Source organism: Pseudogulbenkiania sp. FW507-F1 (assembly GCF_058781125.1).
The window spans coordinates 59,975-77,890 of sequence record NZ_JBYSWM010000013.1; the positions used below are offsets into that span (position 1 = coordinate 59,975).

General features: G+C 63.2%; 15 protein-coding genes. 7 read left to right on the forward strand and 8 right to left on the reverse strand.

The genetic code is table 11. The annotated features are described in order from the left end of the window. Positions 1–120: 120 nt before the first annotated feature. The 5 genes from AC3WG5_RS10535 (at position 121) to AC3WG5_RS10555 (ending at position 6,051) form a co-directional block, all read left to right on the forward strand. Entirely contained in the window at positions 121–993 is an 873-nt protein-coding gene (locus tag AC3WG5_RS10535) for an NAD(P)-dependent oxidoreductase (protein WP_492568631.1), read from the forward strand. 403 nt (positions 994–1,396) lie between these two features. Next, positions 1,397–2,713, forward strand: coding sequence for a DEAD/DEAH box helicase (locus AC3WG5_RS10540; protein ID WP_014087679.1), 1,317 nt, complete (start codon positions 1,397–1,399; stop codon positions 2,711–2,713). Between the two features lie 145 nt (positions 2,714–2,858). Beyond that, positions 2,859–3,212, forward strand: a complete 354-nt coding sequence (locus tag AC3WG5_RS10545) for a DUF2249 domain-containing protein (protein ID WP_482581063.1) — start codon at positions 2,859–2,861, stop codon at positions 3,210–3,212. A 1,022-nt stretch (positions 3,213–4,234) separates the two neighbouring features. Further along, positions 4,235–4,642 carry a YMGG-like glycine zipper-containing protein gene (locus AC3WG5_RS10550; RefSeq protein ID WP_008953571.1) on the forward strand — a complete coding sequence of 136 codons (408 nt, stop codon included), beginning with the start codon at positions 4,235–4,237 and terminating at the stop codon, positions 4,640–4,642. A gap of 284 nt (positions 4,643–4,926) precedes the next feature. After that, a complete protein-coding gene (locus AC3WG5_RS10555) occupies positions 4,927–6,051 on the forward strand; it encodes a PQQ-dependent sugar dehydrogenase (protein ID WP_492568632.1) in 1,125 nt (374 codons plus the stop codon). Between the two features lie 81 nt (positions 6,052–6,132). On the opposite strand, the gene AC3WG5_RS10560 is transcribed toward AC3WG5_RS10555, so the two are convergent. The 3 genes from AC3WG5_RS10560 to AC3WG5_RS10570 all read right to left on the reverse strand — a co-directional run bounded on the left by AC3WG5_RS10560 (position 6,133) and on the right by AC3WG5_RS10570 (position 10,095). Further along, a complete protein-coding gene (locus AC3WG5_RS10560) occupies positions 6,133–6,867 on the reverse strand; it encodes a pseudouridine synthase (RefSeq protein WP_482581057.1) in 735 nt (244 codons plus the stop codon). Between the two features lie 154 nt (positions 6,868–7,021). Next, on the reverse strand, positions 7,022–8,230 hold the full coding sequence (locus AC3WG5_RS10565) for an amino acid aminotransferase (RefSeq protein WP_014087686.1): 1,209 nt from the start codon (positions 8,228–8,230) through the stop codon (positions 7,022–7,024). 209 nt (positions 8,231–8,439) lie between these two features. Beyond that, positions 8,440–10,095, reverse strand: coding sequence for a hypothetical protein (locus AC3WG5_RS10570; RefSeq protein ID WP_492568633.1), 1,656 nt, complete (start codon positions 10,093–10,095; stop codon positions 8,440–8,442). Positions 10,096–10,438: 343 nt separating this feature from the next. Between AC3WG5_RS10570 and AC3WG5_RS10575 the strand changes: the two genes are divergently transcribed. Further along, positions 10,439–11,026, forward strand: a complete 588-nt coding sequence (locus AC3WG5_RS10575; protein ID WP_492568634.1) for a phage tail protein — start codon at positions 10,439–10,441, stop codon at positions 11,024–11,026. Positions 11,027–11,102: 76 nt separating this feature from the next. Further along, positions 11,103–11,435: a hypothetical protein gene (locus AC3WG5_RS10580; RefSeq protein ID WP_492568635.1), complete on the forward strand. Its 333-nt coding sequence runs from the start codon at positions 11,103–11,105 to the stop codon at positions 11,433–11,435. Here the strand turns inward: AC3WG5_RS10580 and AC3WG5_RS10585 are convergent. The 5 genes from AC3WG5_RS10585 to AC3WG5_RS10605 all read right to left on the reverse strand — a co-directional run bounded on the left by AC3WG5_RS10585 (position 11,411) and on the right by AC3WG5_RS10605 (position 17,847). Further along, positions 11,411–11,968 (reverse strand): GNAT family N-acetyltransferase, encoded by a 558-nt coding sequence (locus AC3WG5_RS10585; RefSeq protein ID WP_492568636.1) that lies wholly within the window; start codon positions 11,966–11,968, stop codon positions 11,411–11,413. The two genes, AC3WG5_RS10580 and AC3WG5_RS10585, sit on opposite strands and share 25 nt — an antisense overlap. A gap of 161 nt (positions 11,969–12,129) precedes the next feature. After that, the gene (locus AC3WG5_RS10590) at positions 12,130–14,238 is read right to left on the reverse strand and encodes an efflux RND transporter periplasmic adaptor subunit (protein WP_492568637.1); all 2,109 of its coding nucleotides are present in this window, start codon (positions 14,236–14,238) and stop codon (positions 12,130–12,132) included. Continuing rightward, positions 14,239–15,522: an efflux RND transporter periplasmic adaptor subunit gene (locus tag AC3WG5_RS10595; RefSeq protein ID WP_492568638.1), complete on the reverse strand. Its 1,284-nt coding sequence runs from the start codon at positions 15,520–15,522 to the stop codon at positions 14,239–14,241. A 46-nt stretch (positions 15,523–15,568) separates the two neighbouring features. Next, the gene (locus AC3WG5_RS10600) at positions 15,569–16,330 is read right to left on the reverse strand and encodes an efflux RND transporter periplasmic adaptor subunit (RefSeq protein ID WP_492568639.1); all 762 of its coding nucleotides are present in this window, start codon (positions 16,328–16,330) and stop codon (positions 15,569–15,571) included. Beyond that, entirely contained in the window at positions 16,327–17,847 is a 1,521-nt protein-coding gene (locus AC3WG5_RS10605; RefSeq protein ID WP_492568640.1) for a TolC family protein, read from the reverse strand. The genes AC3WG5_RS10600 and AC3WG5_RS10605 overlap by 4 nt, the downstream gene beginning before the upstream one ends. Positions 17,848–17,916 lie beyond the last annotated feature (69 nt).

A 17,916-nucleotide genomic window follows, 5' to 3' on the forward strand; every position in this document is an offset into this window, starting at 1 on the left:
ATAAAGACCAAGCTGGTTTTATTCGTTCCGCCCGGCTGTTCCGCCGGCCACGGCATACGCCCGATGACAGGCGGCACCCGGCCCCGCTACCATGGACGCCCCCAGCAACAGGAATAGCGCATGGAACGGATCGGATTTATCGGCCTGGGCCTGATGGGTCAGCCCATGGTCAGGCGGCTGCTGGCCGCCGGGCATCACGTCACCGTCTGGAACCGCAGCCCGGAGAAAAGCCAGGCACTGGCCGGACACGGCGCCCACATCGCAACCAGCCTGGCCGAACTGGCTCGCGACTGCACCCTGCTGATGAGCTGCGTGTCGGATACGCTGGCCGTCGAAGCGGTGGTGCTCGGCGCGGACGGCCTCGCCGCGCACGGCCGCCCGGATCAGCTGCTGGTCGATTTTTCCAGCATCGAACCGGCCGCCACGCGCGAGATGGCGGCGCGACTGGAGGCGCAGTGCGGCATGCACTGGGTCGATGCACCGGTGTCGGGCGGGGTGCGCGGGGCGGAAAGCGGCCAACTGGTGATCATGGCGGGCGGGCAGGAAGACGACATCGCCCGCCTGCGCCCGCTGGCGGCGGCACTGTGTCAGCGTCTGACCCACATGGGCCCGGTCGGAGCCGGCCAAGTCACCAAGGTATGCAACCAGCTGATCGTCGCCGCCAACGCGCTGCTGATTGCCGAGGCGGTCTCGCTGGCAGAAAAATCCGGCGTCGACGCTGCACTGCTGGCGCCGGCGCTGGCGGGCGGCTTTGCCGATTCGCTGCCGCTGCAGATCCTGGCACCGCGCATGGCCAGCCAGCGCTTCGAGCCGGTGCAATGGAAGGTGGCGACCCTGCTCAAGGACCTCGACAACGCGGTCAAGCTGGCACGCGAGGCTGGCGCGAGCTCGCCCCTGGCGGCGCTGGCCGACCAGCTGATGCGCCTGCACGCCGGACAGGGTCACGCTCAGGCCGACCTGAGCACTGTGGTACAACTGTATCGGGAGCCCTGATACGGCACTGTGGCTGCCTGCCACGTGGGCGGCGGAGTGAAATTTTCCGGATGCCCGCGACAAGACACACGCAAATCAATCACTTAGAAAGGCTGTTTGGCGGAATAACTTGCCAGGCGGCTTTTTTTCCCGTACTATCCGGCCTCTTGAAGTTTCAGCCGGGCTTCTTCGTTGTTCTCCCCCTGCAGTTAGCAGTTCACGCCTTTGCCCCGCTCAAACAGAGTTTCATCGTCCCTGACCGCTATTTTAGGCTTCGACCACGGAATGCTCCTTTTCCGGACCGCTGTTCGCCGCTTGCTTGGTTAGTGCCGATGAGTCGGGTGACCCGATTTTGAAGATGGTCACCGCATCCCGCCTATACCAGGCCAAGTGACGCCGGACATGCCGGCACTGAAAGGACATCATGCATTTTGCTGATCTGGGCCTCGCCCCCGCTATTACCTCCGCTCTCGACGCTGCCGGCTACACCACCCCGACTCCGGTTCAGGCCGCCTCGATCCCGGCCGCGCTGGCTGGCCACGATCTGCTGGTTTCGGCACAGACCGGTAGCGGCAAAACCGCCGCTTTCCTGCTGCCCTCGCTGCAGAAGCTGACCGAACGCTCCACCGGCTCGGGCCAGGGCCCGCGCATCCTGGTGCTGACCCCGACCCGCGAACTGGCCCAGCAGGTTGAAAAGAACGCCACCGAATACGGCAGCCAACTGCGCTGGCTGCGTACCGTGTGCCTGGTCGGCGGCGCCTCCTTCGGCTACCAGATTCGCGCCATGGCGCGCCCGGTTGACATCATGGTTGCCACCCCGGGCCGCCTGATGGACCACATGCGTTCCGGCCGTATCGATTTCTCGCGACTGGAAATGCTGATCCTGGACGAAGCCGACCGCATGCTCGACATGGGCTTCATCGAAGACATCGAAACCATCGTCAAGGCCACCCCGGACAGCCGCCAGACCGTGCTGTTCTCGGCCACGCTGGACGGCACCGTCGGCAAGCTGGCACAGAAGCTGACCCGCGACCCGCAGCGTATCGAAATCGCCCGCGAAGAAACCGGCGGCAACATCGAAGAACACCTGCTGTACGCCGACGACAACCGTCACAAAGAGCGTCTGCTCGACCACATTCTGAAGGAAGCCGGCTTCGACCAGGCGGTGATCTTCACCGCCACCAAGATCGGTTCCGAAGAGCTGGCCGACAAGCTGTCGGACCAGGGCTACGCTGCCGCCTGCCTGCACGGCGACATGCCGCAGAACTGGCGTAACCGCACCCTGAACGACCTGCGTCGCGGCCGCGTGCGCATCCTGGTGGCCACCGATGTTGCTGCGCGCGGCATCGACGTGCCGACCATCACCCACGTGGTCAACTACGACCTGCCGAAGCAGGCCGAAGACTACGTGCACCGCATCGGTCGTACCGGTCGTGCCGGTCGTGACGGCGTGGCGATCACCCTGGCCGAGTCCAAGGAATTCCACAAGGTGCGCCGCATCGAGCAGTACCTGAAGCGCCAGATCACCGAAGGCGTGATCGAAGGCATGGAACCGACCCGTCGCCCGCCGAAGGGTGGCCCGCGCCGCGCCGGTAGCGGCAAGCCGGGTGAGCGTCGTGGCGGCGGCTACGGCGGCAACAACCGCAAGCCGGGAGGCAGCGGTGGCTACGGTAACCGTGGTCCGCGCCAGGGTGGCAGCGGCGGCGGCTACGGCAACCGCACCACTCGCGCCGCCGACTAAGCGGCAGCAATGAAAAATGGCGACCTCGGTCGCCATTTTTCTTGCCTGTCGTTCCGGCTCGCACTTTTCTTATCTTCGCTCAAGGATGCATCGCCTTGCTACGGGCATCCTGCCAACTGTTCACCCACATGACAGGACCCCTACCATGAGCGAATTGCCGGTACTCGACAACAACGTCTTCCCCTTCGACGCGCGCGGCGTAGCCAAGCGTTTCCGTCATGCCGCCATTTTCGGCGCCATCGAATCGCTGTACGACGGCGACACCATGCGCTTCATCAACGATCACGATCCGCTGCCGCTGCTGGACCAATTGCGTCAGCGCTACGGCCACCAGCTGACCTTCAGCTACGTCGCCCGCGAGCCAGGCAACATCGTTATCGATTTCAAGGTGCAGCTGGGCGAGCAGGCGGCCGACGGCCAGCAGCAAGCCGTAAGTGAAGCGCCGGCCCAGGGCGGCGGTTGCGGCGGCGGCGGTGGCTGCGGCTGCTCCGGCCACTAAGCCCTGCCCCGACACACCATGACGCCGGTCCCGCTTGTGCGGGGCCGGCGTTTTTTTGTGCCCTGCGTCACGGACGCCGAGCAAAGCTCAGGCGGCCGCGACGAGTACCGCTAGCTCGGCCAGCCCGTACTTCCCCCGTGCCCTGTTGCACGCCTCGGTATAGGCCTCGAACTCACGGCAGGTCGACGAGCGCTGCGGGTAGATAGCACAGCCTCGCCCTGCAAGGCCACACAACGCGGCGAGTCGGACCAGGTGCCGCGCATGCAACGGCGAAAATCGTTGATTTTTTCGGTGAGAGGCAGCGGGACCGGACCGCCGCCGTCATCGGCTTCGGCCCAGTAGAACGAGGCGCGGAAGGCGGCGCAACAGGCGCCGCAACGCAGACACGGATTGCTCTTTTCGCTCATGATGGAAAAAGAAACACAAAACGCACCAGGCGGCACCTTGCCGCCGCTGAAACGGCCCGCCATGTGGGCGGACAGGATTTTTCCGCAACGCCAGAACACCGTCAAGCAGAGCCCCTGAAGGAGCCCATCGTCCCGACGCCCACGGTCGGCACGGCATGGTGGCCGTTACAGTGGTGTCGGTCTGGTCCGCAGCTTCGATGCCGAGCCCCCTCCTCCGTCGCCAACCGTACGCTATCGCCCTTCAAACCGACACCGCAGGCCGGGACGCCCGCCGATCCGCATCGCCAGAGGCGAACACACCACCGCTCGCGTCAGTCACGGCAATGTAGCCCCGACGACACAGTGGCCACCGGATATTTTATGAAGCGCCGTTAACACTTTGCCCCCTCTGCGCATCCGTCCGACAGCGCCCTTTCCCCTCGCCACGATGCGGCATAATCCTTTCCGGACAAGGGCTTGCCATGTCCCGACACCATGCGCGGCACGGCCCCGAAGCCGGCCCCTCACCCCTCCCGCGTCACCATCCTCCGGTACTAAACATTTGCTAACAGTTTGCCGCCCCACGACCTCCGGGGAGTGCCTACACTAGGCTCATCAACACACGGGAGAACGATCATGCTGCTGAAGAAATGGATTGCCGTACTGTCGCTGGGGCTCGCGGCCACCGCCGCCCAGGCACATTCCGACGCCGTCTTGGGTGGTGCGCTCGGTGGTGCAGCCGGCGCCGTCATCGGCTCGTCCATCGGCGGGCGTGACGGAGCCATCGTCGGCGGTGCCCTGGGTGCCGCGACCGGGGTCGCCATCAGTCAGCGCCCCTACTACTACGAGCCGGCACCCGTGGTTTATGCCCCGCCGCGTCCGGTGGTGGTCGAGGAGCCGGTCTACGTCCGCCCGCGCCCGGTCATCATCGAACGCGAGCGCTACGTGGATTACGGCCCGGGCCCGTACTGGGCAGGCCGCCCGGAATGGCGGCATCACGGCTGGAAGCATCGCGGCTGGGAACGCCGCGGCTGGGACGACTGATCACTGACTGACGCCCCCAAGAACAAGGCGGTGCCCTACGGCGCCGCCTTTTTGCTGCCTGACGCCGGCCGCTCAGCTCCAGCGCTTGCCCGCCAGCGCCGAGGGGTTATTGGGCAGCTCGGTGAGTTGCCGCACCTGCTACGGCGGCGCGCAGCGGGACGGAGGCATGGTCTGGGTCTCCAACGTTGGCCGAAGCCCCCCTGGCAAGGCGGTGTTTCTCCATCATAATCAAGGGCAAGGAGCCGTGCCGCCCGTTCGGCCTGCCCTCGTCAGGAGAATCCGCCATGCCTCTGCGCTCCATCCTCGCCGCACTGCTGCTGGGCCTCGTCAGCCTCGCTTCGGCCAACCCCTACCCCAGCCAGCTTTATCCCTTGCAGTTGACCCAACTGGCGCGCGGGCTGAACCACCCCTGGTCGCTGGCCTTTCTGCCCGACGGACGAATGCTGCTCACCGAGCGCGCCGGTCGCCTGCGCCTGCTCGATGCCCAAGGCCGGATAGACCCGCAACCGGTGAGCGGCGTACCAGCGGTGGTCGCCGTGGGCCAGGGCGGGTTGTTCGACGTGCTGCCGCACCCGCGTTTCGCGGACAACCACCTGATCTATCTCAGCTACGCCGGCGGCACGCCCGAAGCCAGCAGCACCGAGATCGCCCGCGCCCAACTCGACGGCCACGCGCTACGCGACCTCAAAGTGATCTTCCGCCAACTGCCGCGCTCCGATTCCGACCACCATTACGGCGGCCGCCTGCTGTTCGACCGCGCCGGCAAGCTCTACCTGTCACTGGGCGACCGCGGCGAGGACGCCCGCGCCCAGCGCCACAACGATCACGCCGGCTCGGTCATCCGCCTCAATGACGACGGCAGCGTGCCGCCCGACAATCCCTGGGTCGGTCATCCCGGCTGGAAGCCGGAGAAATTCACCCTCGGCCACCGCAATCAGCAAGGCATGGCGCTCAACCCGCGCAGCGGCGCCATCTGGACCCACGAGCACGGCCCGCAGGGCGGCGACGAGGTCAACGTGATCCGCGCCGGCGCCAACTACGGCTGGCCGGTGATCACCTACGGCAAGACCTACGGCCTGGGCCTGCCGATCGGCGAAGGCACGCACAAGGCCGGCATGGAACAGCCGCGGAAGGTATGGGTGCCGTCGATCGCCCCGTCCGGCATGGCGTTCTACCAGGGGAAACCGTTCGCGCGCTGGCAGGGTGACCTGCTGATCGGCGCCTTGAAGGGGGAGATGCTGGTGCGGCTGAAACTGGACGGCGACAAGGTGGTAGCTGAAGAGCGCATGTTGAAGGGCGTGCTGGGGCGAATCCGCGACGTGCGCGTCGGCCCGGACGGCCTGGTCTACCTGCTCACCGATGAGGACGATGGCCAGCTGGTGCGGGTCAGCCCCGCGCCCACGCGCTGAGTCGCCGGCCATGCCATGATCGGACTGGACGGCAACGCCGGGTAGCGGCTCGCCACGACCCGCAGCCCCGAGCGGTGTGCGTCAGAACCGTTCGTGCTCGGTCAGGTAGCGCCACTGCCCCTGCTCCAGATCGCCCAGCGCGATGCGGCCGATGCGGATGCGCTTCACCGCCGTCACGCGCAGGCCGACCAGCTCGGCCATGCGGCGGATCTGGCGCCGCACCGGGTCGCGCAACACGAAGCGCAGCTGGCTATCGCTCTGGCGGCTGACCTTGACCGGCTTGAGCGCTTCGCCGTCCAGGCTCAGGCCATGGCGCAGCTGCTCGAGCATGGCATCGCTGACCTCACCCTCGACCCACACCAGGAACTCCTGTTCGAAGTCGGCTGCCTTGGCCATCAGCGCTCGCGCAATGCGGCCATCCTGGGTCAGCACCAAGAGGCCGGACGAATCGACGTCGAGCTTGCCCGCCGGCGCCAGGTAATTGAGATGTTTCTTCAGGAAGGTATAGCCGGAACGGTCCCTGGGCGAACGGGTCTCCGGCTTGATCAACTGCCACGCCGGGCGCTCGCCGGCCTCCGACGGACCGGAGCCGTAGCCCACCGGCTTGTTGAGCAGGAAGGTGACGCGCTCGGCCTGCAGCGCCATCGCCTGGCGCGTCAGCTCGATGGCCTGCTCCGGGCGCACCCGGCTGCCCAATACATTCACCACCACACCGTCGACCTTGACCAGCCCCATCTCGATGAATTCGTCGGCCTCGCGGCGCGAGCACAGGCCCAGTTCGGTCATGCGTTTGGACAGGCGGACGGTATCGCTCATGGCAGGGGCTTCGTGGTTGGATGGAAAGGAGCGCGATTATCGCGCTTTTTGGCGCGGCGCGCGCGGCGAATCTTCGGCCAACCTTGAGGCCGGCCACAAAAAAACCCGGCGGGATCGCTCCGGCCGGGCTTCTCTGAAACGGCGACTGACCAAATCAGCCCTTGACCACCGCCGCGATGGCATCGGCCACGTAGTCGATGTTCTTGCTGTTGAGCGCGGCCAGGCAGATACGACCGGTGGAAACGGCGTAGATGCCGAACTCGTTCTTCAGACGCTCAACCTGCTCCACGGTCAGGCCGGTATAGGAGAACATGCCGCGCTGCTTGATCACGAACGAGAAGTCCTGGGCCACGCCCTTGGCCTGCAGCTTCTCGACCAGGCTCGAGCGCATGGCGCGGATGCGGTCGCGCATGCCGGCCAGTTCGTCTTCCCACTGCTGACGCAGTTCCGGGCTGGACAGCACGGCCGCCACGATGGCGCCGCCGTGGATCGGCGGGTTGGAGTAGTTGGTGCGGATCACGCGCTTGAGCTGCGACATCACGCGGCCGGCTTCTTCCTTGGACGCGGTCACGATCGACAGCGCGCCGACGCGCTCGCCGTACAGCGAGAAGCTCTTGGAGAACGAGCTCGACACGAAGAACTGCAGGCCGGAAGCCGAGAACAGGCGTACCGCCACGGCGTCGGCGTCGATACCGTCGGCAAAACCCTGGTAGGCCATGTCGAGGAACGGCACCAGGCCGCGGGCACGGCAGGCTTCCACCACCTCAGCCCACTGCGCGTCGCTCATGTCGGCGCCGGTCGGGTTGTGGCAGCAGGCGTGCAGCACGATCACGGAGCCCGCGTCCAGACCCAGCAGGAACTCCTTCATCGCGGCGAAGTTCACGCCACGGGTGGCCGCGTCGTAGTACGGGTAGTTTTCCACCACGAAACCGGCGGACTCGAACAGCGCACGGTGGTTTTCCCAGCTCGGGTCGCTGATGTAGACCTTGGACGACGCGTTCAGGCGCTTCAGGAAGTCGGCACCGATCTTCAGGGCACCGGTACCGCCCAGCGCTTCGGCGGTCACCACGCGGCCGCTCTCGGCCAGCTCGCTGCCGGCGCCGAACAGCAGGTTCTGCACGGCCTGGGCGTAAGCGGCCGGACCTTCGATCGGCTGGTAGCCGCGCGGCGGCATGGCTTCCAGGCGGGCCTTCTCGGCGGCCTTGACGGCGGCCAGAAGCGGAATCTTGCCGTTGTCGTCGTAGTACACGCCCACGCCCAGGTTTACCTTGGTGGCACGGGTGTCAGCGTTGAAGGCTTCGTTCAGGCCGAGAATGGGGTCGCGCGGCGCCATTTCCACGGCGGCGAAGATCGAAGTGGTCATCAGGGGCTCCATGAGTATTGCCGATTGCGGCAACGTCACCGGGTCTGTGCAGGAGGCCGGTCGACGCTGCAGGGGATAAAAACGAAATCCCACAGAGTTTACCACGCCGCCGCCGCGATAGAACGCCGCCGGGCAGGCAAATCGCGACGGCAAACGTCAGAAAATGGCGCCAGGCAAGGACACGGCGCCAGGCTCACCACGCTCACGGCTCACCCCGCCGCCTTTTTGTGACGCCAGACCGCGATCAGCGCTCCCAGCTTTGCCCGGCGCGGCAGGCGCTCGTCCGACAGCGCCTCGAGGAAGTCCGACAGGCGTTTCGACTTCACCACGGTATAGAGCGTCAGCCAGGTGGTCGGAATCAGCGTCAGCAGGAAATACCACACCCTGAGCGGAAACGGACTGTCCGCTGCGGCCAGCAGGTTCATGCCGAGAAAACCGGTGGTGATCGAACCGATCAGGCCGAAGGTTGTGACGATGGTCAGCCGCACCACGGTATTGGCCTGGCGGCGCAGACTGTCGCTGTCGAGGTATTCGCTCATCTCGCGGATTTCGTCGCGCACCTCGTCGAACAAGGCGGCGGTGCCGAGATGGTCGGTACACATGCGGAACAAGGCTCTCGATTGCGCCAGGTCCGACAGCTCGTGGAACCAGTAGCGGTGGGTAAAGCGCAGGAAAATCTCGAACAGCTGGCGGATCACCCGCTTGAATTCCTTGACCGATTCCGCGTGATGGATGTCGAGCCGGTTGAGCGCCTCGACCAGCCGGTCCGAAAACATCAGCAGGCTCGCCTTCTGGAAATGCGCGATCAGAAACAGCAGGAAATACTGGTGCCGGAACTGCGCCAACAGCCCGGTCTCCGCGCCGGTAAACACCGGCGAGGCCGCATCGCCGACCATCACCAGGGCATGGCCACAGCACAAAAACCGCGTCGGCGGACCGTCGACCCGGTCCCCCCAATAACGGTCGTAGCAATAGCGCTGCTCGAAGTCGGCAACGTGCCGGTCGGCGTACGGCAAGCCCGACTGCTCACTGGCCGCGGTGAGCAACCCTAGGCGGATGAAGTCGCTGCGCGACAAGGCGCGAGGATCGTCCAGCGCCAGGTAGGCGATCACCGGCATGCGGTAATACTCGAGCTGGCGGTAACGGATCAGGCCGGGTTCGTCGGCATGGTCCAGCACCAGCGGCCGCAGCAGAAAATCCCAATGCGCCGCGATGCACGGCGCCCGATGGCGACCGACAAAGGACAGGTACTTGTCGCGCTTCTCGAAGTCGGACGCCGCCAGCGTGCCGCCATCCGCCCCCAGCCACTCTACGCGGTGCAGACAGTGCATACCCTGCCCTGATTCGTCCCAGCCGGCCGGATAAGCCCGGCCGAACCGGTACAGCGTGTCCTGCGCCTGGAACAACGTCAGGTCGTCGCCTGCCACCTCGACCACCAGTTGCACCACATCGATGTCGAAGAAAAAATGCAGATCGACCCGCGCCACCTGCAACGTCAACGGTGCGCTACCCGGCTCCGGCACAAGCCGCACCGCAGCGATGTCACGGCGACGGAACACCCGCATCGGCGAGGCACCAGCGACGCGGCCTTGGCGCGCGGTGCGACTCTCGCCGTACAGAAAGCGCTGGACATGCGGCAGAAAGGTGATGAACTCGTGGTACTGCTGGGCATGAAACCGCGCCGGATCGTCAGGGAAAACGTCGTCGATCTCGTGCCAGGGGTTGTCGGCTCCGCTTTGCTGCAACAGCTCCCAGTGCTTCTGGATCTGGCTACCCGCATGGATCGGCATCAATTGCAGCGGCCACACCAGAATCTGGCGGAAATGGCGTACCCGTTTTTCGGTGGGGGAATGGGCTTCTGGCATCGTGAGTTCCAGTGCGGGTTATCGTCGTCACAGACAGCGACATCGCACTCCCTGACAAAGATCAGCGGGTGACATGTCGAATCGATAAAACCTAGCACAAGCCGGCCTGGTTTTCATAGCGCGCCAGGGAACAGCTTCCTGCCGCAAGACAAGCGCCATGCAATGCCTCTGCGCGCCAGATGCCGACTAACTCCGTTCAAGCGCCCAACAAATACAACAAATACATAAATTTATATTGCATAAATTTATTATTATGTTAAACAAATAGCATAATCAATTCGATTATACGGAGAGCCCTCCTTAGGGGGAGGCCGCCGCCAGGGCAATCTACAGGAGGAAAAGCATGGATGCATACATGGGCACGATCACGGTCTTCGGCTTCAACTACGCACCCCAAGACTGGGCGCTATGCCAAGGCCAAACCTATCAGGTCTCGCAATACGAAGCACTGTACTCCTTGCTAGGCACCCTCTACGGCGGCACTGCTTCGCAAAATTTCAAGCTACCCAACCTGACTGGCCGCATGCCCATCGGCACCGGACCCGCCCAGCCAACCTACAACCTGCCCGCCTATAATCCTGGCCAGTTCGGCGGCACCCAGAATGTCGCGCTGAGCGTCGCCAATCTGCCTGCTCACTCCCACACTGCCACCTCGATGGCCGTGGCCTTCCACGCCGCCGGCACACCGACGCCAGCCACGCCGGCCAGTACGCCTAGTGCCTCCAACCCCTACTTGGGTGCCTCCGGCGGCGGTACGGGTCTGGCAAATATCTGGTCCTCCGCCCTGAACAATCCCGTCAGCGTTCAGGGGCTTTCCGCGACAGGTAACACCGACCTTACCGGCGGCAACTCACCGGTGAGCGTGCTCAACCCCTTCCTCGCGCTCAATTTCTGTATTGCTATCAACGGACTCTATCCGGTCCGTCCCTGAACCCACGACAACACGCCAACAGCGGGCAGAAGGCAGCACGCGCCATGCCCGCTGTTTTGAACTGAAAGATACCGTCATGCTGGCAACCTTATGCGCCGACGACTTCATTGGTCTGGTCGGCCAATACTGCTCCTTCCAGAGCGAACACCACCCGGAACTGACATTGCAGATCCAGGCCGTCAAACTGAGACCCCAAGCTCAAACACCCAGTGCGACTTCGCGCCGTACACCTTTCGTCGTCGAACTGGCGGCCTCTCCAAACACCACTGTGGTCGATGCGGTCGGCCGCCTCACCCTGCCAAGGCATGGCACTGTTGAAACACGCCAGCTGGATTTGGTCTGGATCGGCCGGGTGATCCCGGCCGGACGCGATCCGTCTCTGGCCTACTTCCAGCTGCCATTCAACTGAACAGCCCCCCCTGCGCGGTCTTGCGAGAAGCCTGCATCGGGGTACCACACGAGCTTGTCGGCGATATCCCCCGCCTCTTCCAGGACAAAACCGAGCTGTTGATAGAGCCGCCGAGCCTGAACATTGCTGTGCCATACCACCACGGCCAGAGGAGCGCGTACCTCTCTGGCCGCTTGCTGCAAACCCGTCAGCACCTGTTTCCCATACCCCAGACCACGTACGTCGGGCAACAGAGTCAGAAAGATGATGCGGATCTCGTTATGGCCAAAATCCACCATCACCACGCCGATCCGGGAAAGCGTCTTTTCAATGATGAAATGCATCGCATTGGGATAGTTGTTGCCCGCCCCTTGAAGTAATACCTGGTACTGCTGCTCCTGTACGGTCCGGATCAGGTCGTCTTCACCATCGATCAATTGCAGATCGGGTCGTGCGTTGCGATACAACTGCGCTATGAAGGCGGCATCGCTTTGTCTGGCCGGCCGCAGCGTCAGTCCCTGCGCCAGTGAAGATGAGTTCAAGATAGTCGTCACTGCCCGCTCCTTTTCTAGTTCAATCCCATTGCAGAAAACCGGGCATTCCGGGCATCGTCAACCTGACAGTCGCACGCCAGCCCTCTTCCGATTGGCCCTGACAACCAGCCCACGCAACACCGCCACGCTTCGCCATAGCTCTGCGGCCTTCCTGCCTAGCGCTACAATCCAGCCTCACGCTGCACCGCAGCCAGCAGATAACGAATCATGCGGCCCAACATGCTGTGACGTTCACCTTGCAAGCGTGCCACACCGGCCATTTCCCTCAACGGAGGTGCTTGGCCGTCGCAATGCTCCAAACGCACCCGGAAGGTTGTCGACAATAGCGCAAGGCCATGCTCTCGTAACTCGGTCGGAATCGGTCCGCCGTAACTGGAGGCAAGCAAGGGCTGATCCAGTACAGTCAGGTTGAGACGGTCGATCGGCCCCAAACGGCAGGACACGGCCCAATGCTCACCGCCATCGGCGACGAATTTGGCCACCTGCCCCTGTCGTAAACCCGCCAGCGCCGCTTCATCGACAAAGGCCTCGCCCTTGACGCCATGAGGACCGACGACGTCCAGCAAGCGTTCACCTTCGGCAATCATGGTCCCGACCTGTAACGCCTCGCTGCTATCCACCACTCTGCCGGCAAATGGGGCGACCAGAGCCAACCGGACCATCTGCTGACGCAAACTCTTGACCTGCTCTTGCGCCACCTGCCATTGCTTTTGCAAAGCCGGCCCTTGTTGCTGCAGCTCGGTGTCGAACGGCTGCTGCGACGCCTGCCAGGCCAAGGCACGTTCACGCGCTTCGGCCAAGTCCAACTGTGCCGCCAGGACAGGTGAGCGCAAGTGGGCCAGCAACTGCCCGGCCTTGACGGCTTGCCCCTCCCGCACCCACACCTTATCTACCTCCGCCGCGGCCGGCGCATACAAGCCCTGAGATTGCGATGCTCCCAAGACCGCCGGGCTGGATACATCGGACTGCCAGGGCAGCACCAACAGCAACAGCAGCATGCCGAACAGCGCCGCGCTACGCCGGGTCGCCTGCTGCCAGTGCAGTTCCGCACGCCGCCGCCACCAGATCAGCAACTCACCAACGATCGGCCGGATGATGAACCAGCCCAGTTCGACGGCCAGCAGCAGCAAGCCCAGAGCCTTGAAGAACAAGTGGTAGACCAGAAAGGCAATCGACAGGAACAGCACCAGGCGATACAACCAGGTGGCCCAGGCGAACAGAATCAAGCCACGCCGTCGATCCTGCGGAAAATACTCCGGCTCCGGGCCATCCAACCCCAGGACCCAGCGATGCAACTGCCAGCGGGCCAAGGCAAAGGCCCGGGAATGCAGATTGGGCAGCCCCAGGTAGTCGGATAGCAGGAAATAGCCGTCAAAACGCATGAACGGGCTGGCATTCACGGCAAGTGTCGCGAGCCAAGTCGTGGACGCCAGCAAGAATGCTCCGGCCCGCAAGGGACCATCCGACAAAAAATACCAGAGCAAAGTCGCGATGATCGCCAGCAGCAGTTCCGCCAGCATCCCGGCCCCACCGATCAACAGCCGTTGCCTGCGGGACGGCAATTTCCAGGCATCGTTGGTATCGGTGTACAGCACGGGCACCATCACCAGGAACGCCACTCCCATTGCCGGCACCCGGCAGCCAAAATGCCGTGCGGTCAGCGCATGCCCCATTTCATGCAGCACTTTGGCCAAACTCAACGACAGGCCGATGCCGATGGCGGCACTGACGCCGCCATAAGCGGAAAACGTGTGGGTGAATTCATCCCAACGCCGCGACACCATGGCCAAGGCAAAGATCAGCACTCCCGCCATGGCCCACCAGAACCGGGTCTGGAACAGCCAGCCACACCACGGCAGCAGGCGGTTGAGCAGAGTTTCTGGCCGAACCAGCGGAACACGGAAGAACAGGTAGTTTTTCAGCAGCCACATGGCACGGCTTGGACGATTGGCCTCATGCATCTGCCACAACCAGTGGCTCTGCTCGGCAGAGACCGCCATCAACAGCTGATGCCGCGATAGAAAGCTGATCACCGCCTCGACGTCATCCGGGACCAACTGCAGCGATGTCTCGGCATTGACCGCCGCCACGATCACGTCCACCGACCCGAGGGACCAGCGTGACAATACCTCAAAGCTGGCCCAGCCCAACTGATAGAAGCGATTGGCACAAGGATCGTGCAGGACCCAGCTAGGGGAACCGTCCGCTTGCAGCGAGCCGGCATGCAAGGTCAACTCCTGCCGCAATGGGGGCAAAGTACGGGCTGGCATCTACCACCCCAGCCACTGACGTGCCGCCGTTAGCGGGCGACGCAGCGCGTAGTAGATCAACGGGACCCAGTCGCCATACACCCGGGCAGTACCCATCTGACCAAGCCGTGGCTTGTCACCGCTCACGAAGCGCGCCTGCAAGCGGTAGGCCAACAGCCCTCCTTCTACCGCCTCGGCCTTGTAAGCGACACGGATGATTTCGGCATCGTAGGATTCGATCGGCGAGGCATTGGGATACAACGTCACCTTGGCGCCGGGGGCTACATCAATCGCCTCGGCGGCCGGCAACCAGGCGGCCAACTCGACCATGGTCGGATCGGCCAAGGTCATCACCTTCTCCCCCACCGCGACGGCTTTGCCCTGCCAGTCGTTGCGGTCGGAAAACACCACCACTCCGGCTGCCGGCGCGGTCACATGCAGACGCTGCAGTTCGCGCCCGGTGTAATCGGCGGCAATGCTCTTCTCCTCCAGCTTGGCGCGATCCTGCGCCATCGCCAACTTGCCCTTGTCGTCGGTCACCGCCAACTGGGCACTGGCCCGGAAACTCTCCTGTGCGGCATCGCGTTCGCGCGCAGCCATGGCGTACTGGCCCGACAGCGCAGTGGCGTCCAGGTCGAATAACGGCGCCCCCTGGGTTACACGCTGATTGGGTTCCACTGCGATATGGTCAATCACTCCCGCGATGGGCGCGCGCAATAGCAGCGGCTTTTGCGGTACCACTTCCGCCCGCGCCAATACGGTCAGACGTATCGGCAGGCAAACAATCAACAAAGCCACCAGCAACAACTTGCGTTGCCGAGAGCCGGGCCGCAGCCACTGCATGGCCTCTTCACGCCAGTTACGTCGCGGCAAGAAGAGAGACAGAGCATGACCATAGCCATGCGCCAGCTCTTCAGCCAGCTTTACCTCATACTCGCTCCAGGCCGACTCTCTGGCCAGCAACAGTGCCCCCTGCCCTCGCAGACGTAGCCACAGCGCATGCTCGGGAAACCACAAGGACCATTCGGCGGCCAGCCTTTCCGGCAGATCGTCCGCGGACACAACCTGGCTGGACCGGGAGTCCACGACTGTCGCCACATGCCGGAAGACCCCTCCCAACCACTGCATGTAGGGGGCCGTAGGGTCCAGTTCAGCCAGTCCCGACAAGGCACCCACATGGCGGTGCACGCCTTCGCGCCACAAGGCTGCTTGCCGATAGGACAGCAATTGCTGACTTTCGTTGACGACGATGAAACCCAGTTGCGCAACGTTGACCGCTTCCCGCGCACGGTGCAGCAGCTGCAACAGGCTGGCCAGTTCTCGACTTTTGTCTGCGTGCCCCATGCCCACCCTATTTGAAGCTGGCCCAGCCGCTCATGCCCGGCAACAGATTGCCCGCATTGCTGTCGATCACACCCACCGCCAGAATGGACTGGCTGACGGGATCGATCTGCGCGCCGAGACGTTCTATCTTGGCCGGGAAGCTCGTTCCCAGCTCATCGACAGCCACAGTGAAACGGCTGCCGGATTTCAACGTACTCAACCATTTGGACGGCACCAGCATGCGCAACTCCAACGGTCCGGAGTCGACAATATCCAGCACGGGGTTGCCCGGACTGACATATTGATGGACGGCAGCGACACGCCTCGCCACCCGGCCATTGAACGGCGCACTGATCACGCATTTGCCGACAACGGTCTGCATATAACGGGTATCGGCCGCCGCCTCTTTTGCTTTGCCCTCGGCCTGTGTCACCTCCATCACCCCGATGGAGTTGAGTTTTGCCAGTTGATTGTTGACCTTGGCCAACTGGTTGGCGGCCTCCAACGAAGCCTGGGCCTTATTCAACTGAGCCCGATAGCTGCTGCAGTCGAACTCGACCAAGGTTTGGCCGCGCTTGAAACTTCCCCCTTCCGATACCGGCAAGGCCGCAATTCTGGCTGCGACTTCACCCGACAGGGTCACAGCATTGCGGGCCATCAACTGCACTCGGATACGACCATCGCTGGCATTGGTGACCGCAGCGGCGGGCAGCGGCTTGGCTGGCAATGCGGCTGCCATGGCCCCTGCGCCCGCCAACAGAGAAATCCCTATGATCAGGCAACGGCTCATGACGGGTCTCCCGATACCGTGCTCTTCCAGTGGATTTCCGCCCCTTTGAACGCAGCGGCCAGGGTTGGCAAATCATATCCGGCAGTGCTGTTGGGAAGAGGATCCAGACCCAGGCTCGCCCCCATCAGACCATAAGCATTCTGCAAGTCGCCATAACTCTGATACAACCGCAACGACGAGAACACGGCATTGGCATCGGCCAGAATCGCCGGCAGCCGGCCTTGTGCACCACTGGCTGTCGCGTTGCGGTTTTGCTCATAGATACGCAACTCGACATCGTTCAGCTCTTTTTCCAACGCGAATTGGCGAGTACGCCCCTGAAGGTCGAGGTAGCCAACATGTACCTGGGTCAACACCGCCATGTTCAACGCCATGTGCTGCGCCTTCGCCACTTCCAGCTGCGCTTCGGCCGATCGCGTGATGGGACCGGCACTGAACAAGTTGAGCAGATTCCAGCTGATGCGCAGACCGGCGTCGCTCCACGAGTTGTTGACCAGGAATTTATTGCTGTCGTAATGATGGCCGACGCTGAACTCCAGCCCCGGCAAAAGTTTGGCGATGGCCTTCCGAGTTTCTAGTACGCCGATACGCTCGTTGTAACGTGCCTCGTTGACCTCGGGCCGATTGAGCAGGGCCATCTCCTCCATCTTATCCAGCGTCAACGCCAGAGTCGGTATTGGCATGTCCGAAGGCACCGCTACTTCGAAATCCGCACCTGGTTGCACATTCATGATGGCAGCCAGCCTGGGTTTGGCCTGGGACAAGGTATTGCGGATCATCCCCATTTGACGAATCACATCCAGCAGCTGACGGCGGTAAGTCAGCGCCTCCAGCGGTGAACGCAATTTTTGCTGCTCTACCTGACGCGCATCCTCCAGTGCCTTATTGGCCTCTTTCAGCAGGGAGTCGATACGGCCTTCCAGCTGCTGTGCTCCAACCGCTTGCCACCACGCTTCGCGCACCTGTTGCATCAGTTGCTGCGCCACCTTGCGCTTGCGCTGCTGCAAGATCAGCACGCGATCCGATTGCTGTTGGGCCGTGTAATAACTGACCCCAAAGTCCAGCACATTCCAGCTCAAGTTCAGGTCTGCGGTACGCGTCTGCTTTTCGGTGGAAATGGACGGCACCAGGGATTGCTCACCCGTCGCCACGTTCTGCGAGGACGACGCATTGTCCTTGTCCCGTGCGGTATACCCCGCTGCCAATGCCAGCTTGGGCAGCATATCGAGGCTGGACAAGTCCAGCTGCCGTTGCGCCATCGCCTCTTCCATCAGCTTCACGCGGTAATCCAGGTTGTACTTCAGCGCGCGCGCCATGGCCTCCTGCAGGGTGACAGGCCCATTCAACGCCTCCTGGGTCCTGAACATCGCCTGGCGATCAGCCGCCAGCGTCGCCTGCCTCTCTCCCAAGCTCAGTGGTTTGGGAGTGACTGCACATCCTGTCAAGGCCAGCACCGTCAATGCGGCAAGCAAGCGATAACGACCAGCCGATTCCCTCTGTTTATGTTGTTTTCTCATCCCTGTCCCCTTGTGCTACTGAAATATTGTCTCTGGCGAGACCCGCAATGAGTCGCCCGGCAACCCGAT

Coding starts and splice junctions, on each gene's coding strand:
- AC3WG5_RS10540 (WP_014087679.1), top strand. CDS start 1,397: ATGCATTTTGCTGATCTGGGCCTCGCCCCCGCTATTACCTCCGCTCTC.
- AC3WG5_RS10535 (WP_492568631.1), top strand. CDS start 121: ATGGAACGGATCGGATTTATCGGCCTGGGCCTGATGGGTCAGCCCATG.
- AC3WG5_RS10545 (WP_482581063.1), top strand. CDS start 2,859: ATGAGCGAATTGCCGGTACTCGACAACAACGTCTTCCCCTTCGACGCG.
- AC3WG5_RS10580 (WP_492568635.1), top strand. CDS start 11,103: ATGCTGGCAACCTTATGCGCCGACGACTTCATTGGTCTGGTCGGCCAA.
- AC3WG5_RS10575 (WP_492568634.1), top strand. CDS start 10,439: ATGGATGCATACATGGGCACGATCACGGTCTTCGGCTTCAACTACGCA.
- AC3WG5_RS10555 (WP_492568632.1), top strand. CDS start 4,927: ATGCCTCTGCGCTCCATCCTCGCCGCACTGCTGCTGGGCCTCGTCAGC.
- AC3WG5_RS10560 (WP_482581057.1), bottom strand. CDS start 6,867: ATGAGCGATACCGTCCGCCTGTCCAAACGCATGACCGAACTGGGCCTG.
- AC3WG5_RS10590 (WP_492568637.1), bottom strand. CDS start 14,238: ATGCCAGCCCGTACTTTGCCCCCATTGCGGCAGGAGTTGACCTTGCAT.
- AC3WG5_RS10550 (WP_008953571.1), top strand. CDS start 4,235: ATGCTGCTGAAGAAATGGATTGCCGTACTGTCGCTGGGGCTCGCGGCC.
- AC3WG5_RS10605 (WP_492568640.1), bottom strand. CDS start 17,847: ATGAGAAAACAACATAAACAGAGGGAATCGGCTGGTCGTTATCGCTTG.
- AC3WG5_RS10570 (WP_492568633.1), bottom strand. CDS start 10,095: ATGCCAGAAGCCCATTCCCCCACCGAAAAACGGGTACGCCATTTCCGC.
- AC3WG5_RS10600 (WP_492568639.1), bottom strand. CDS start 16,330: ATGAGCCGTTGCCTGATCATAGGGATTTCTCTGTTGGCGGGCGCAGGG.
- AC3WG5_RS10565 (WP_014087686.1), bottom strand. CDS start 8,230: ATGACCACTTCGATCTTCGCCGCCGTGGAAATGGCGCCGCGCGACCCC.